Source organism: Treponema bryantii, from assembly GCF_036492245.1.
Classification (GTDB): domain Bacteria; phylum Spirochaetota; class Spirochaetia; order Treponematales; family Treponemataceae; genus Treponema_D; species Treponema_D bryantii_C.
Map to the genome: position 1 here is coordinate 975,410 of NZ_AP025286.1, position 16,331 is coordinate 991,740.

Here is a 16,331-nt window from a genome sequence, read left to right on the forward strand (position 1 = left end):
GGTGAGTTTCATCAGACAGTTTTTTAGAGGCGAGTTGAAACAGTGTTTCAAGAGATCCCGATCCTGAAACAAGTTCAGGATGACGGTTCTTGATGACGAGGAGAAAAATGAAATCAAAATCAAATCTACCTTTCTTATTCCGCTCGATGGGCGCTTTTAAAATCACCATGCTCATCAGCATTGTCTTTGCTGCTTTGTCGGCAATAGAAAATATTTATGCGTATACCTTTGTGTATAAAATCGCGGAGATAATTATTTCTAATTACGGAAATCTCGGCGCCGTTGATAAAGAGATTTTTTATGAGTACGGCAAGGGCATTGTGTTTGCAGTATGTGCGGCTTATGGTCTTTACGGTCTTTCGCTTTTATTCTCGCATATCACAGCTTTTAATACTGCGGTGCGTTTGAAGAAAATGCTTATCCGCCATATTGGAAAACTACCGGGCGGCTATCATGATTCAAACCCGAGTGGCAGTCTTAGAAAAATCATTGAAAAAAATACAGACGCGAGTGAAACGCTGATTGCACATCAGATTCCGAATACTACGATGTCGATTGTGCTTCCTGTTGCCTTTGTGATTTTTATGTTCCGTTACAGCGTGTTGCTTTCGGTTGCCTGTCTGATTCCTGTAATAATTGGCTTTGTACTTTTGATGGTGATTATGATGGGAAATGGAAGTGACTTTGTGCGAACCTATCAGCAGGCGCAGAAGGATATGTCGAACGCAGCGGTTGAGTATGTGCGAGGTATTCCTGTTATGAAAACATTCGGGCAGACAGCTGATTCTTTTGCACGTTATAAAAATTCTGTGAAGGGCTTTTGTGAGTACGTTTACAAGTTTGCAATTTCTATGATGACGGCGGACAGCCTTTATAATACGGCGATGAACTCTGTGTTCTATACGCTGGTGCCGGTGGTGCTGGTGCTGTGGAGATCTGCGGCTGGTGGTGCCGGCGGCGTTCATCTTTTTGCGTCCTTTGTTTTCTTTACGTCTATTATTCCTCTTGAAGTTACAATCTTGAAACGAATCATGGGAAACTCATCTGAATCAATCATCGTAGATGAGGCGATGGGATCGCTTAAGACAATTCTTGATGAAAAGGTGATGGAGTATAAAAAGGACGGTGGTGACGGGGAATGTGCCGAGAGCAACGAGTGTGCCGAGGTCCCTGCCGGTTACGGTTTTGAGTTTAAGAACGTAAGCTTCCGTTATGCACCGGAGCTCCCTCTTGCTTTGGATGGCGTGAATCTTATTGTTGCCGAAGGAAAAACTACAGCGCTGGTCGGGCTTTCTGGTGGCGGTAAAAGTACAATTGCTTCGCTGGCGGCCCGCCTCAGGGATGTGACTGATGGAGCGGTGATGCTCGGCGGAGTAAACATCAAAGATATCAGTGAGAAAAAACTCAACGAGCTTGTGAGTATTGTCTTTCAGGAAAACAGTCTTTTGAAAATGAGCATTGCAGAAAATGTTGCCCTTTATCGTAAGGATGCCAGCCGTGACGAAATTATGCGAGCTCTTAAACTTGCCCAGTGCGAAGACATAATCGCAAAACTACCGAATGGCATTGATTCAGTTTACGGCGCAAAGGGAGTTTATCTTTCCGGTGGTGAAGTTCAGCGAATTGCAATTGCGCGTGCAATCTTAAAAGATTCTCCAATCATCATTCTTGATGAAGCTACTGCTTTTGCTGATGCAGAAAATGAATATTTGATTCGTAAAGCATTCAGCGAACTTTTGAAAAATAAAACTGTAATCATGATTGCTCACAGAATGTCGACCGTCCGTGATGCAGATAAAATCTGTGTTGTAGAAGCAGGAAAAATTATTGAAGAAGGAAATCATGATGAACTGATGAAGCGCGGCGGAAAATATAGCGCAATGGTAAACGAATATAACCGCGCAATCAGCTGGAAACTTGGCTCAAACGACAGCGCAAAGGAGGCCTCAAATGCTTAAGAAATTTCTGAACGTTTCAAAAAATACAAGAATCGCAGTTTACAAGGCTTCTGCCTGGCTTGCAGTTTTTCAGCTGATTGCAATGGTTCCTCTTGTTATGATATACAAGTGTATTTCAAAAATGCTTGAGTCGTATGCAAATCAGGGAACTTTTGAGACTTCGCTTATTTTACAGATTATCGCCGGAACAGTAATAGTGATTTCGATGTATTTTGCATATCGCAAAATGTATAAGATGAAGTATATCAACGCCGCATCAGAAAATCTGAATATGCGGATGGATCTTGCAGATAAGCTTCGCCGCCTTCCCGAAAGTTTTCTTTCAAAGCATGATTTGAGCGACCTTACTTCTACGATCATGGATGATATTGGGATTATTGAAGGTATTCTTGCAAATCAGGTAACAGAGTTTATCGGCGGAATGCTTGGAATCCTGATAACCGTATGTGCACTTTTTTTTGTGAATGTAAAAATGACTCTCGCACTTTTTGCAGTGCTTCCGTTTGCAGCTCTTGCTATGGCTTTGTGTGATCCAATTTCCGGAAAAACTCATCAGAAAAACCGTGACATAAAAGTTTCAATTTCTGAGCGCATTCAGGAATATCTTGAAAATATTAAGATTCTTAAGGCGTCCGGAAATATCGAAGATTATCAAAAAAAACTGTGGCGTACGATGGGGCGGCTTGTTCCCCGGCTTGTGCTTTTTGAGTTTCTTTCCGGAATGAGTATTTCAACTGCTTACAATTTGCTTCGAATGGGAATCGGTGTTGTTGCGATGGTCGGAGCAAATCTTCTTGTAAAGGGTGAAATCTCTGCTTCAGTTTATCTGATTTTCATGCTGGCTTCGGTTTGGGTATATGAGCCGCTAAGTTATACCTGCGAACATCTTGGTGCGGTTATTTCGTCAAAAGTTGCGGCGAACAGAATCCGTCATATTATGGATTATCCTGAACAGACGGGTAGTGAAGTATTTGCTCCTTCAAATTATGATATTCAGTTTAAGAATGTTGATTTTGCCTATAACGAAAATGGAGAAAAAGTTTTATCTGATGTAAGCTTTACCGCAAAGCAGGGAGAGTATACTGCGCTGGTAGGGGCTTCGGGCAGCGGTAAAAGTACAATCTGTCGTCTTGCAGCGCGTTTCTGGGATAATGATTCTGGTGAGATTTTAGTTGGCGGACAGAATGTAAAAAATCTTGCTCCGGAAGAACTTTTCAAATTGTTTTCTATTGTGTTCCAGGATGTTACGCTTTTTAATGATACAATATATAACAATATTCTGGTTGGAAATAAAAATGCTACTCGTGAACAGGTTATAAAAGCCGCCGAGTTCGCTCAGTGTATGCCGTTTATAGAAAAGCTTCCTCAGGGTTTTGACACAGTGCTCGGAGAAAATGGTCATACCTTAAGCGGTGGAGAACGTCAGAGACTTTCGATAGCTCGTGCCTTCTTAAAAGATGCACCGATTGTCTTGTTGGATGAAAGTACAGCTTCAATTGATCCGGAAACTGAAACTAAGATTCAGTCTGCTATTGAAAAACTAACTAACGGTCGTACGGTGTTAATGATTGCACACAGATTGCGCTCAATCGTAAATTGTGACAGAATCATAGTGTTGAAAGAAGGCAGGGTAGTGGGGAACGGAACTCACGACGAACTTATGAAATCCTGCGAAGTTTACAAAAAATTGTATACTTTACAGAGCGAATAAAATCCAGCGTCATTGCGAGCGTAGCGAAGCAATCCAAATAATAGATTGCCACGTCGGCCTTCGGTCTCCTCGCAATGACATTTAAAATTGAGGTTATAATGCCGCAAAGAATTATAGGAGTCTCCAAAAGACTTATTGAAGTTGCAAAAAAAGAATTCCTCGAAAAAGGCTTTGAAGGGGCTTCTATAAGAACAATTTCATGCGAGGCCGACACAAGCCCGCGTGCAGTTTATACCCGCTTTGAAAATAAAGAAGAACTTTTTGCCGCCGTGATTGAACCGGTTTATTCTGATTTTATAAAGATGTTCAATGAAGATAAAATCCTTTACTGGAACATGGCCCGAAGAAAAGATTTTTCAAAAAATCCGGAAGAGTATTATCTTCGATATCTGGATTACGCTTATTCTCACAAAGATCAGTTTGTATTAATCCTGCAAAAATCAAAAGGAACAAGGTTTGAGCATTTTACCCGAAACCTTTGCGAAATTGATTTAACAGAATTAAACAAACAGTTGCCCGAAATTCTCGAAGACTTTAAGAAGTTCCAGAAAGATAAATCGACACAGCTTTTTCTGAACACTATTACTTATTCTTTTTATAACGCACTATTTGCGCCGCTTATCGAAGGCGTTGAACTGGATGTTGCAAAATCATATATCACAAAACTTACACAATTCTATAACGATGGTATTTTAGCCAACCTAAAAAACTTTGCTGATTTATCTGATTTTGCTTAAATTACCATTTTCAATTTTATATACTGCATTTGCATTTTTAATTGTGTTTAATCTGTGTGCAATAACCAGTAAAGTTTTACCAGCACAAAGTTCATCAATTGCCTGCTGAATATAAGCTTCATTATCCGCATCAACACTTGCTGTTGCTTCATCAAGAATAATGATAGGGGAGTCTTTCAGAATACATCTTGCAATAGAAATACGCTGTGCCTCACCACCAGAAAGACTTGCTCCGCCTTCGCCAATTACTGTATCAATTCCAAACGGAAGTTTATTTATAAAATCCATACAACGTGCTTTCTTCAGACATTCAAGAACTTCTTCACGAGTAGCAGAAGGCTTTCCCATACGCACGTTATTGAAAATTGTATCTTTGAATAAATAGACACGCTGAAATACAACACTGATATTGTCCATAAGATTATTTAATGGAACTTTACGAATGTCGCAGCCTCGAATTAAAATTTCACCTTCCTTAATATCCCAGAATCTGGTAAGAAGATTTGCAATTGTACTTTTGCCTCCACCCGAAGGTCCAGTTAAAGCTGCCATAGTTTTTGGTGGAACTTCAAGTGAAATATTTTTCAGAACAGCTTCTTCTTCATAAGAGAACGAAACATTCTTATATTCAATTTCGGGAATACCCGCTGAACAATTGTCCGGAATCTTTTCAATATCAGTTTCATCTAATAACTCAAGATTAAACAATTCTTCCATTCGGTTCAGGCTGCTGTTCATAACTGCAATTCTTGTAACCTGAAGATACATTTCTCTAACTGGTCTGAAAATCCCAAAAGAAAAAATACTGATACCGAGAGTACGGTATAAATCAATACTTCCTATTTTGTAAAGATAAATTCCAAGCCCTGTAATTATTGTAATTCCAAGAATATTCAAGCTTTCAATCATTCTAAGTCCTGGAGTCACTTTCTTTTCAAGTTCGAGACATTCATCTTTCATGTGAACAAAAGATTTGTCCAGTTCGTTAGATTCTGATTCGAGCATATTGTAAGATTTTATAACGCTCATTCCTTCAATATATTCCAGAACCTGTTCAGATAATTCTTCATTCAGTTCCTGTTTTTTATCTGCTTCGCTCTGCTCGTGCTTCATGCAAAGGTTTCCTGTTAAAACAATGAGGGCAGTGATAACCAAAGAAACCACACCAAGATAAGGATGAAGTATAAACATAAAGCTTACGGTCATAATCTGAGAGCAGAAATCTCCAGCAAAATCAGCAATCATGTTCATACAGTTGCTCTCAATAAATTGCATATCAATTGAAAGTATTGTACTGATTTTCCCAATATTTCCATCAGAAAAAAATCCCATAGGAATCTTTTTAAGTCTGTCGCCAAGTTTCATTCTGAGATCTGCAAAAAGTTCGTAGCCTGCTGTAGACTGAAATCTGTCAGAAAGATATCTGAATAAAACCTGTCCCAATAGACAAAAAATTAAGATGCCCGAAATTACAGCGACAGTTTTATAATTCATTGTTTTTTCAAATAGCGCTTTGATTACAAAAAGACTGAGCATATAGGGAAAGTAGGTGAAATATGAATTTAAAAATGAAAAGAGATATGCAATTCTGATTTTACCTTTGTACTTATCTGCCAGTTTTATAATTCGCCGGATTTGTTTAAGCATTTTCTACTCCATTTTTGTAAAGATTTGATTTCCAACTTTCCAGTTATCAGCATTTACAGAAAGCTTATACAGTTTTTTGAAATAATCACTCCTGTTCATAATCTCATTCGCAGGGCCTTCTTCAATAACTTTCCCATCTTTTATCAAAACTATTTTGTTCACGTTTTTTAGCGCACTTAATTTATGTGCAATTACAATTACTGTTTTATTTTCTATGATTTTTTCGATAGCACGATTTATCTTTTCTTCGTTTTCAATATCAATAGAAGAGGTTGCTTCATCAAGAATTATGATTGGGGCGTCTTTTAGAATTGCCCGTGCAAGTGCAATGCGCTGACGTTCACCGCCTGAAAGTCTTTTTCCGGCATCACCGACCATAGCCATATAACCGCCAGGGAGTTTTTCTATAAACTCATCACATGAAGCAATCTTTGCAGCCTGTTTAACCATTTCGTTTGTCGCAGATGGATTTCCAATTCTGATATTATCCATGATGGTTCTGTTGAAGAGGAAAACTTCCTGTGAAACAAAGGAGATTTTTTTATTAAGAGCAGAAAGACTAAGGTCGGTAATTTTCTTTCCGCCTAAGGAAATATCGCCGCCGTCTGTGTCATATTGATGAGCTATGAGTCTTGCAATTGTAGACTTACCGCTTCCAGATTCTCCGACAATTGCTGTCATCTCACCTGCTTTTGCCGTAAATGAAATATCTTTTAAAACTTCCTTATCTTTATACGAGAAATGAACATTTTCAAAAGTAATATCTTCAGAGCTATCCGTCTTTTCTGATTTATCTGAAAAATCAGCATGACCTTCTTTCAAAGGCGTTCTGTCTAAAACGCTTTCCAGTGACTGAATCTTATAATTCACCTGAGTCATGGAAGCCATAAATGAAAGTGCACGCAAAAGATTTGAGCCGGTTGCAAGCGAGAGACAGATAATCAAAATCAATTGTGCAAGTGTAGCCTGTCCTGTCATAACGGCAATAGAACCAAGCGGCAGTGTAAATAAAAGCATATTTGGAAGAAGACTTGTATAAAGTGTAATCCATGGCCAGCAGACCTTGTACCATATGAGACTGAGGTTCTTATAGTTTAAAACACCAGATTCGTAATTCTTGTAAGATTCTTCCTGATAATTAAAAACTTTTACAACTTCAATTCCATTTATAAATTCTATGATGGAATTATTCATTCTTTTAGCTGCTGCAAAATAACCACCCATTCTTTCTGTTCCGTCACGGTACATTTTTGTCATACATTTCAAACCGATTGGAATTACGAGAATTGAGGTTAGTGCAAGAAGCCAGTTTATCTGGAACATAAAAACAATTACGATTACAGACACAAGAAGATTTGAAAGTCCTTCTGGAATTGCATGTGCAAGAATGATTTCTATACTTTCGATGTCATCCGTAAAGAGTTTTTTTAGGGCTCCGGTTCCAATCTGTCTTATTGTTCCTAACGACTGTTTGTTTAGTTTTTCTTTTAATTGGATTCTTAATTCTTTTAATGTGTTAAAGGCGGCTTTGTGAGAAAGAGAAAGTCCCTGGGTATACAAAAAGATATGAAGTAAACCGCCTCCAAGAATTCCACTCAAAATAATTGCAATCGTTTTTAAGTTAAAGGAAACTGAATTGAGAAGACCATCTGTGATTTTATAAATCATAAGATAAGGAACAATGCTTGCAAGAACTCCGAGCACCATACAGACAATTGCTCCATAAAAATATTTTCTGTATTTTCCCATTCGGTTTATAAGACGAACAATTGAAGAGGAATTATCTCGTTTTTGTGTAAAGGCTTCTTCGCTTTCTGTTGTAAAAAAATATCTGACTTTAGCAATACCTTCTTTATCCAGAGGATATGCGGAAACAAGCCGACCTCGTTCTATATGTACTACATAATCACAACAACTTAATATGAGTTCTAAATCATGAGTAATGATAACCGAGGCTTCAACTTCAGAATCAGTTTCTTTTACGATTTTTGAAAAGTTCTGCATTCCCTCAAAGTCCAGACCGCTTGTTGGTTCATCATAATAAATAATCTTTTTGCCAGAGCATAGGGCAGAGGCTATTGCAACCCGCTGCTTTTGTCCGCCCGAAAGAGATGAAGGGTGCCGGTCTTTATATTCTTCAATTCCCAGTTTTCTAAGAACAGAACAGGCTTCTTCGTCGCTTACCTTGTTATTAAGTTTTAACTCCTGAAGAACAGAGTCACAGAAAAGCTGATGATTTACATCCTGCATAACCATAAAACTTTTTTCAGCTCTCTGCTTATCACTCAAAACTTCATTATCCAAAGAAATAGTTCCGTTTGATTTTAAGGTTCCGCAAAGGGCTTCTGCGAAGGTACTTTTTCCTGTTCCGTTATCACCAATCAAGGCAATGACACTTTTTGCAGGAAGCTTTAAATCATCTATATCAAGAATTGTTGAGTTGCCGCGCTGACACGATAAATCGCTGACAGAAATTGCCGATTGTTTATTCCGAACCGAAACAGGAGTTGCCCTGATTAAATTAAGATTTGTAGTTCTGAGTCCAAGTTTATGCAGCTCCTCTTCACTAAGAGCTTTCATCTGGGCGTTTGTAAATTCTCTTTCAATTTGCCCGTCTTTCAGATAAATAAAACGGTCTGCCAGATCCATCAGAAAATAAAGACGATGCTCAGAAACAATGATGGTTTTTCCTTCGCTCTTTAATTTTGTCAGAATCTTTTGGAGACGGTTTATAGCTTTTTTATCGAGATTCGAAGTAGGCTCGTCCATTACAAAAATATCAGGGCTGGCTGTATAAACTGAACCGCATGCAATCTGCTGCTTTTCTCCACCAGAAAGCTCAAAAAGACTTCTGTCCAGCAAAGGCTGAATCTGAAAATCTGCAACAGTACTTTCAAGCTGAGCTTTCATTTTTTCTTTATTCATATTTTGATTTTCACAACCGAACACAAGTTCACTTGTAGTATCAATATGGAAGAACTGACTTTTTGGATTTTGAAAAACGGAGCCTACGAGAGTGGAAATTTTTGTGATTGGCTCGCGGGGAACATCTATATCATTTATAAAAACATGGCCTTCCATTTGCCCATCATAAAAGTGAGGGGCAAGACCATTTATAATTCTGGTGAAGGTTGTTTTTCCACAGCCACTTTTGCCGCACAAAACAATAAATTCACCATCCTTAATTTCAAGATTTATATGTTTAAGACAATTTTGATTTTTTGCCTTTCCAGAATATGAGAATGAAACATCATCAATTTTAATCATTTTTAAACCTCACTGAAATTTTACAAGGCTTATTACTATGAATCCTAAAAATAAAATAATAACCAGGTAATCAAAGAATTTCATTTTGACAGCAGAATAGCAGCTTCTTTTTTGATTGCTGTCGAGTCCACGTGCCATTGCAGAAGATGCGAGTTCTTCCATCAAAGACATTGAACTGAATAATAGAGGAACCAGAATATATTCGATTGTTTGAGCTGGTTTCAGCAAAAGATTTCGGAGATCAAATTTTATGCCGCGAAACAGCATTGCTTTTTTTATACTTTCCCATTCATCAGAAACTGTAGGCATAAAACGAATCATTACGATAAAGGGAATTACAAACGTCATTGGCAGATGAAGTTTTTGAAATGAAGAAATTAAATCTGCCATTTTTGTAGTTTTTGTAAATAGTGCGAGCGCCATTGCAATCGGACAGATGAATTTTATCATCACCATTATGGCGGCACCAATCATATCGAGAGTAGAGGTGACAGTGCTTTTTGTAACACCATGAAATATCAAAAGAACTATAGAACAGCCAATAAAATATTTGATGGCGGTAAAGCCTTCACCTTCTAAAAATATAATAATTCCAAGAAAGGCAATGCAGATTATTGCGGGTACAACGCTGAGATTTCTGAGGGAGAAAAACATTGTACCCAGCAAAATTACAAGCTTTGTTCTTGGATCAAGTTTTAATATCGAATTATTATTTGATGAGAACATTGTACTTGATGCTTAAACAATTTCAGCTTTTTCAAAATGCTTTTTAATTAACTTAGAACCGATAAACGCTCCGATGATTCCACCAACTACGGCAAGGCCTATAATCATAATCCATGACCACCATGGAGAGAGAAGTTTTACCATTCCATCTGCAAAACTTCCGCCGGCACGTTTCTGAAGATTTTCGATATAAGCATCCTTTGCAAAAAAGATTCTGATAAAGTTTGCGGCAGTTCCAATGTTGAAGAAAACATAAGAAATTGCATACCAGAGTTTAGATTTATATCTTCCAATCAAAATACAGATTTCTGCGAGTAGGGCAGAAACAACGCATACAGTAAAAGCAATTGGATCAAAGCCTGTAGAAATGCATGCGAAAAGAAGTTCAATAATAAGAGCAGCACCGAACTTTCTTACCTTTGTTACGCTAAGCAGGTAAATAGAACCTAAAAGAACTCCAAGAATACCCGGGCACATAACATAAAGAATAGGAACAGAGCCAACAAGCATCATAATTGCCAGAACTGCAATCAGATAAATTGCGGCAAAAGCGCCGGCGAAAATCAAATCTTTGACGGTTAATTTTTTAGTCTTTGACTTTTCAACTATATCACCCATTTTTAATTCTCCTTTTGATGTAGTTTATTGTTAGTGATAACTAACTTAAAGAGATTTAATTTAGATGTCAATAGATTTTCTATTGAAACTGAATATAAAAAGTGCAATAATTAGTTATGACTAACAAGGCATTGTGTGAAGATTCTCAGTTATCACTTTTTGATGATGAACCTGATGTAAAAAAACAAAGTTTAGATTATATAACAATAGATTTTGAAACAGCTAATCAATATGGCAACAGTGCAATTTCAGTTGGTCTTGTCCGCTATATAGATGGGAAAGAAGCAGATTGCATGTATGAGTTGATTTGTCCGCCAAACGATTATTTTGTTCAGGAATGGATAGATCAGATTCATCATCTGACTTATGAAGATGTAAAAAATGCTCCAAAGTTTCCAGAAGTCTGGGATAACAAGGTACGGCCATTTATAGAAAAAACACCTGGACTTCCACTGGTTGCTCATAATGCAAAATTTGATATGGGTGTAATTTGGGATGCCTGCAGTTTTTATCATCATAAATTACCGGGATATAATTATTTTTGTTCACTTCAGATTGCAAAAAAGGTATGGCCGGAATATGAAAAGCATGCGCTTACATTTCTTGGCGAAAAGTTTGGGATAACATATCTTGCTCATGAAGCACTCGAAGATTCAAGAACCTGCGGATTAGTTGTTGCGCTTGCTGCTCAAAAAATGAAAGCTCGGACAGTACAAGAACTCTTAGATAAATGCAAGAATAAAATGGAGAGAATTTAAGTTTACGAAAAAATGAAAAATCAGATTGTTGTACCAAATGTCTATAATTCTTCACCAGATGAGTTTTTTGACGGAACTGCTTTTATTCCAAAAGAGATTGGAGACCTCAAACTTCTTCGAAAGGAATGTCGTAATCAGATTGTTTATTATGACTGGAATCTAAGTTTTAAAGATAAAACTTTTGCAAGCCGTCCGGATAATTTCGGGAGAGATGAGATTCAGATTATCTTCAACATTAATCAAAAAATTGACTGGCAGGTAGACAGTGCCCATGAAACTGTAAACATGCTGCCAGGTGAGGTTTGTGTTTTCAGAAACAAGAATTACGCAACCTCTATGAATTATGAAGGAGATAAAAATTTTCAGTTCAAAAGTCTTCAAATGACAACTGATTTTTTTGAAACTCTTCTTTCCCGCTATTTTGATTCGGATAAAATCGAAATGGGAAAATCTCTTTTTCTGACCCATGTAACAAAAACTGCAATAACAGCAGACATGTTCAAAGTTCTTTCAGAAATTGACAGTGCAGAAAAATATCATGAGTTCAAGGGCGTTTACGTCGAAGCAAAATTAATTGAACTGATTGCCCTGGTTCTGCACGGAATCTTTTATAACAAAACTTCCATGATAGAAAGAAACAAAACTATAGCAGAAGGAAATCAGTCTGATATTGCTCAGATTGAAGCCCTGCACCACCGAATCCAATTTAATCCCGCAGATGATTACAAAGTTCCCCAGCTCGCAATAAATCTTTCCATGAGCGAAAGCAAACTTACTCGTCTTTTTCGTTCTCTATACGGAACATCAATTCATCAATATATACAAGACCAGCGTCTGGAAAATGCAGCCCGCCTTATTTCCAGTAAAGAAGTGAATGTTTCGGAAGCTGCCCTGCAGAGCGGTTACACCAATATGAGCTGGTTTTCAAAAGAATTTCAGAAAAAGTTTGGGCTTACCCCTAAAAAGTTTTCAATGCTTAAAAACGCAGTTACTGAAAACTGTTAATTTTCTCCCGATTTTTAGTAGAAATCAATATTTGTAATAAATTATACTCTATAATAGTTAGTTAGTACTAACAATAAAAAAGTTATTTCGGAGGCCCTATGTTAAAATCTGTAGCGCCGTATATTGGAAAGTATAAAAAATATACGGTCATTGCGTCGGTGCTAACAACGCTTGGAATTATCGCCAACGTTGCACCTTATTTCTTTTTGTATCAGCTGATTCTTCCGCTTACAAGACATCAGCTGCCGGACTTTCATTTTGTTGTAGTCCGCGTTTTATTGATTTTTGCCTGCCTTGCTTTTTACGCAATCTCTTATACGACAGGCCTATGTTTTTCTCACGTGAGTGCTTATAACACGCTGAAAAATATCCGCATCTCACTAAAGTCAAAACTAGAAAATCAACCTTTGGGAAATATCAAGGAAATGGGAACCGGTCAGATTAAACGTGTTTTTACAGACGATATCGATCAAATTGAGCTTCTTCTGGCCCACGCCATTCCGGAGGGAATTGCAAATCTTTTAGTTCCCCTCATCGTGATAATCGCAATGTTTATAGTTGACTGGCGCCTTGCACTTTTGACCTTGGCAATTATTCCTGTCGGAGTTTTTGCGATGTCCATGATGATGAAGGCCGGAATGATAAAAATGGGAGCTTATTACGAGTCTGCAAAAAAGATGAACAACACAATCATCGAGTATGTAAACGGAATGGAGGCAATTAAAGTTTTCAACAAAGATGGAGATTCCTTCCGACGCTTTGGAGATGCAGTTCGCGGTTACCGTGATTTTACTCTCGCCTGGTATAAGGTTTGCTGGCCATGGATGGCAGTTTATAATTCCACCCTTCCTTGTCTGGCTTTTTTCACTTTGCCGATTGGAGCTCTTCTTGTTTTGAACGGTACTATTGATTTGAGCCAGCTGCTTTTAGTTTTGTGTATGTCCTTTTCGATTGGCTCTTCAATTCTTCGCGCCCTCAGCTTTGGCGGAAAGATTCCTCAGCTGGATTATAAAATTGCCGAGCTTGAAAAAATGATGAACGGCGACGCGATTAAGCAGGGCACTCACGACTTTGAAGGCAAGAATTATGATATTGAGTTTAAGGATGTGAGATTCAGTTATAAGAAGGGGGAAGCCTCATCCCTCGCGGCGCGAGTTTCCGAAGGAAACTCGGTAGTGAGCGAAAGCGAACGGACTACCCCTTCTCCTAGGGGCGAAGCCCCTAAGACCCCAGAGGTTCTTCACGGCATAAACCTCACCCTCAAACATGGCACAACCACCGCCCTCATCGGCGAATCGGGTAGCGGTAAATCAACCCTTGCAAAACTCCTTGTTCATTTTTACGACCTTGATTCAGGCTGCATAAAAATCGGCGGGCAGGACATTACCGACATGTCAATTGAAGCTCTGAACAATCAGATTTCTTATGTAGCTCAGGAACAGTTCCTTTTCAACACCAGTCTTTACGAAAATATTCTGATAGGCCGACCTGACGCAACCCGCGAAGAAGTCTTAGATGCCGCTCGTCGTGCCCAGTGCAATGAATTCCTTGCCCGCTTCCCAAAGGGAATCGACACAATGGCAGGAGACAGCGGTAAGCAGCTTTCCGGCGGAGAGAGACAGCGTATTTCACTTGCCCGTGCAATTTTGAAAAATGCACCGGTAATTGTATTAGACGAAGCTACCGCCTTTATGGACCCGGAAAATGAAGAAAAGATGAACGCCGCAATTGCAGAAATTGTCAAAGACAAAACAGTAATTGTAATTGCGCACAGACTTTCTTCAATCAAAAATGCAGACAAAATTTGTGTACTCAAAGCGGGCAATGTGATTGCCGAAGGTACACATGAAGAACTAATGAAGAACTGCGAAGAGTTCCAGAAGTTGTGGGCTGCAAGCACGGCTGCTGCAAACTGGAAGATCTAAGCGGGGGCGTTACGGGGGCGGAGCCCCCGTTAGAAGGGGTAGCCCGCAACAACGTGCGGGCGCAGGGGGAGACTTCCCCCTCCTCCCGTCATTGCGAGCGCAGCGAAGCAATCCATAATGTAGATTGCCACGTCGCCCTGCGGGCTCCTCGCAATGACATCTGGAAATGGAGATTACTATGAAAAAACAAAATAAATCTATGATTTCGATGATGCATCGGCTGGTGGAATTTTGCGGGAAATACAAGGTTCCGATTCGAGTGTCTTACCTGCCGGGCTTTATAAAGGGCCTTGTGATGAAGTCGCCACTTATGGCTTCTTTCTTTCTGGCCTGTGATTTTATGGCTGGCAGAATGACTAAAAAAAGCTGCCTTATTTACGGACTGATTATTCTCACCTGTGTGATCCTTCAGGCTGTAATGCAAAATATTACGGACCGCCTTCAGTCGGCTACCGGCTTTAAGGTTTTTGCAGACAAACGAATGGAGATGGGAGACCGCTTCCGTAAGCTTACCATGGGCTACTTTACCGAGGGAAATATCGGTAAGGTGAGCAGCGTTCTTGCAACCGATATGAACTTTATCGAAGAGAACTGTATGATGGTTCTGGAAGAGCTTGTTGGTCTTATGATTTCTCAGGGTCTTATGATAGCCTTTATGTTCTTTTTGAGCTGGCAGCTGGGACTCACTGCTCTTGCCTGCCTCCTGCTCGTAATTCTTTTTGGAAATATCACTACAAGAATTTCAATTTCACATTCTATGCTTAAGCAGAAAACCGCAGAAAAAATGACAAGTGCTGTTCTGGAGTTTGCAGAGGGAATTGGAATTATCAAGACTTTTAATCTGCTTGGAGAAAAATCAAAAGAAGTCAGTGAAAGTTTTGAAGAAAGCAGCAAGAATTCAATCGGTTTTGAGATGGCTTACGCTCCCTGGTGGGCTTCTGTTCTGATTTCTTATGGAATCGTAACTGCTCTTACACTTTTTGTTTCCGCACTGCTTTCTTCAAAGGGTATGATGACTAATGAATATTTTTTGGGAATGGTACTTTTTGCTTTTGATTTGTTTGCGCCAATAAAGGCTTACTACGGCAACATTGCCCGCCTTACAGTAACAGATGCCTGTCTGGACCGTATTGAAAGTGTTTTTGATAAGGCAGAAATTGTAAATGAAGGCAAAGATACTTTGATGTCTGCAGAAGATGCAGCTTGCAAAGGACTTCCTGAAATCTCTTATCAGAATGTTAGTTTTGCTTACGGAAATAAAGAGGCTCTTCATGATATTTCTTTTGATGTTCAGAAAGGACAGATGATAGCGCTGGTCGGTCCAAGCGGCGGAGGAAAATCAACAATTGCAAATCTTCTTGCCCGCTTCTGGGATGTAAAAAGAGGCAGTATAAAAATCCGTGGTACAGACATCCGCAAGGTTCCAGTCGCAAATCTCATGGATAATATCAGTATGGTTTTTCAGCGGGTTTATCTTTTCCAGGACACTATTTACAACAACATCGCCATGGGAAAAACGAACGCTACCCGTGAAGAAGTTATTGAAGTTGCAAAGAAGGCCCGTTGTTACGATTTTATCATGCAGCTGCCGGATGGCTTTGATACTGTAATTGGTGAGGGTGGTGCAGATCTCAGTGGCGGCGAACAGCAGAGAATCTCAATTGCCCGCTGTATGTTAAAGGACGCTCCAATTGTAATCCTCGACGAAGCTACTGCCAGTGTAGATGCTGATAACGAGCACTTCATTCAGGAAGCAATCTCAGAACTTTGTCGCGGCAAAACTCTGATTGTAATTGCCCACCGCTTAAACACAATCCGTAACGCCAGCCGAATTATGGTTATCAAAAATGGTCAGATTGTTGAGTCTGGTACAAACGAAGAACTTCTGGCTAAAGACGGCCAGTATAAAAACATGGTAATTCGACAGAACCTGAGTATAAAAAAATAAAATAATCATAAATCATGCTTGACGAGATGTA

At 39.1% G+C, this 16,331-nt stretch carries 11 protein-coding genes; 7 read left to right on the forward strand and 4 right to left on the reverse strand.

The window, feature by feature from the left end; all coding sequences use genetic code 11:
• The first annotated feature begins 107 nt into the window (after positions 1 to 107).
• The 3 genes from AABJ44_RS04605 to AABJ44_RS04615 all read left to right on the forward strand — a co-directional run bounded on the left by AABJ44_RS04605 (position 108) and on the right by AABJ44_RS04615 (position 4,406).
• A complete protein-coding gene (locus AABJ44_RS04605) occupies positions 108 to 1,958 on the forward strand; it encodes an ABC transporter ATP-binding protein (RefSeq protein WP_338370746.1) in 1,851 nt (616 codons plus the stop codon).
• Positions 1,951 to 3,669, forward strand: coding sequence for an ABC transporter ATP-binding protein (locus tag AABJ44_RS04610; RefSeq protein ID WP_338370748.1), 1,719 nt, complete (start codon positions 1,951 to 1,953; stop codon positions 3,667 to 3,669). Before AABJ44_RS04605 ends, AABJ44_RS04610 begins: the two co-directional genes overlap by 8 nt.
• Positions 3,670 to 3,767: 98 nt before the next feature.
• Entirely contained in the window at positions 3,768 to 4,406 is a 639-nt protein-coding gene (locus AABJ44_RS04615) for a TetR/AcrR family transcriptional regulator (RefSeq protein WP_338370750.1), read from the forward strand.
• Here the strand turns inward: AABJ44_RS04615 and AABJ44_RS04620 are convergent.
• The 4 genes from AABJ44_RS04620 to AABJ44_RS04635 are packed head-to-tail and all read right to left on the reverse strand — an operon-like array spanning position 4,389 to position 10,664.
• Positions 4,389 to 6,053 (reverse strand): ABC transporter ATP-binding protein, encoded by a 1,665-nt coding sequence (locus AABJ44_RS04620; RefSeq protein ID WP_338370752.1) that lies wholly within the window; start codon positions 6,051 to 6,053, stop codon positions 4,389 to 4,391. The two genes, AABJ44_RS04615 and AABJ44_RS04620, sit on opposite strands and share 18 nt — an antisense overlap.
• A gap of 3 nt (positions 6,054 to 6,056) precedes the next feature.
• On the reverse strand, positions 6,057 to 9,320 hold the full coding sequence (locus AABJ44_RS04625) for an energy-coupling factor transporter ATPase (RefSeq protein ID WP_338370754.1): 3,264 nt from the start codon (positions 9,318 to 9,320) through the stop codon (positions 6,057 to 6,059).
• Positions 9,321 to 9,329: 9 nt separating this feature from the next.
• Positions 9,330 to 10,046 carry an energy-coupling factor transporter transmembrane component T family protein gene (locus AABJ44_RS04630; protein ID WP_338370755.1) on the reverse strand — a complete coding sequence of 239 codons (717 nt, stop codon included), beginning with the start codon at positions 10,044 to 10,046 and terminating at the stop codon, positions 9,330 to 9,332.
• A gap of 12 nt (positions 10,047 to 10,058) precedes the next feature.
• A complete protein-coding gene (locus AABJ44_RS04635; RefSeq protein WP_338370756.1) occupies positions 10,059 to 10,664 on the reverse strand; it encodes an MptD family putative ECF transporter S component in 606 nt (201 codons plus the stop codon).
• Between the two features lie 116 nt (positions 10,665 to 10,780).
• Between AABJ44_RS04635 and AABJ44_RS04640 the strand changes: the two genes are divergently transcribed.
• The 4 genes from AABJ44_RS04640 (at position 10,781) to AABJ44_RS04655 (ending at position 16,300) form a co-directional block, all read left to right on the forward strand.
• Positions 10,781 to 11,422 carry an exonuclease domain-containing protein gene (locus AABJ44_RS04640; RefSeq protein ID WP_338370757.1) on the forward strand — a complete coding sequence of 214 codons (642 nt, stop codon included), beginning with the start codon at positions 10,781 to 10,783 and terminating at the stop codon, positions 11,420 to 11,422.
• Between the two features lie 12 nt (positions 11,423 to 11,434).
• Positions 11,435 to 12,427, forward strand: a complete 993-nt coding sequence (locus AABJ44_RS04645) for a helix-turn-helix domain-containing protein (RefSeq protein WP_338370758.1) — start codon at positions 11,435 to 11,437, stop codon at positions 12,425 to 12,427.
• 98 nt (positions 12,428 to 12,525) lie between these two features.
• Complete coding sequence (locus tag AABJ44_RS04650) at positions 12,526 to 14,352, forward strand: ABC transporter ATP-binding protein (RefSeq protein WP_338370759.1); 1,827 nt, start codon at positions 12,526 to 12,528, stop codon at positions 14,350 to 14,352.
• Positions 14,353 to 14,530: 178 nt separating this feature from the next.
• Positions 14,531 to 16,300, forward strand: coding sequence for an ABC transporter ATP-binding protein (locus AABJ44_RS04655; protein WP_338370761.1), 1,770 nt, complete (start codon positions 14,531 to 14,533; stop codon positions 16,298 to 16,300).
• Positions 16,301 to 16,331: the final 31 nt, after the last annotated feature.

Coding starts and splice junctions, on each gene's coding strand:
- AABJ44_RS04625 (WP_338370754.1), bottom strand. CDS start 9,320: ATGATTAAAATTGATGATGTTTCATTCTCATATTCTGGAAAGGCAAAA.
- AABJ44_RS04610 (WP_338370748.1), top strand. CDS start 1,951: ATGCTTAAGAAATTTCTGAACGTTTCAAAAAATACAAGAATCGCAGTT.
- AABJ44_RS04635 (WP_338370756.1), bottom strand. CDS start 10,664: ATGGGTGATATAGTTGAAAAGTCAAAGACTAAAAAATTAACCGTCAAA.
- AABJ44_RS04620 (WP_338370752.1), bottom strand. CDS start 6,053: ATGCTTAAACAAATCCGGCGAATTATAAAACTGGCAGATAAGTACAAA.
- AABJ44_RS04615 (WP_338370750.1), top strand. CDS start 3,768: ATGCCGCAAAGAATTATAGGAGTCTCCAAAAGACTTATTGAAGTTGCA.
- AABJ44_RS04630 (WP_338370755.1), bottom strand. CDS start 10,046: ATGTTCTCATCAAATAATAATTCGATATTAAAACTTGATCCAAGAACA.
- AABJ44_RS04645 (WP_338370758.1), top strand. CDS start 11,435: ATGAAAAATCAGATTGTTGTACCAAATGTCTATAATTCTTCACCAGAT.
- AABJ44_RS04650 (WP_338370759.1), top strand. CDS start 12,526: ATGTTAAAATCTGTAGCGCCGTATATTGGAAAGTATAAAAAATATACG.
- AABJ44_RS04640 (WP_338370757.1), top strand. CDS start 10,781: ATGACTAACAAGGCATTGTGTGAAGATTCTCAGTTATCACTTTTTGAT.
- AABJ44_RS04655 (WP_338370761.1), top strand. CDS start 14,531: ATGAAAAAACAAAATAAATCTATGATTTCGATGATGCATCGGCTGGTG.
- AABJ44_RS04605 (WP_338370746.1), top strand. CDS start 108: ATGAAATCAAAATCAAATCTACCTTTCTTATTCCGCTCGATGGGCGCT.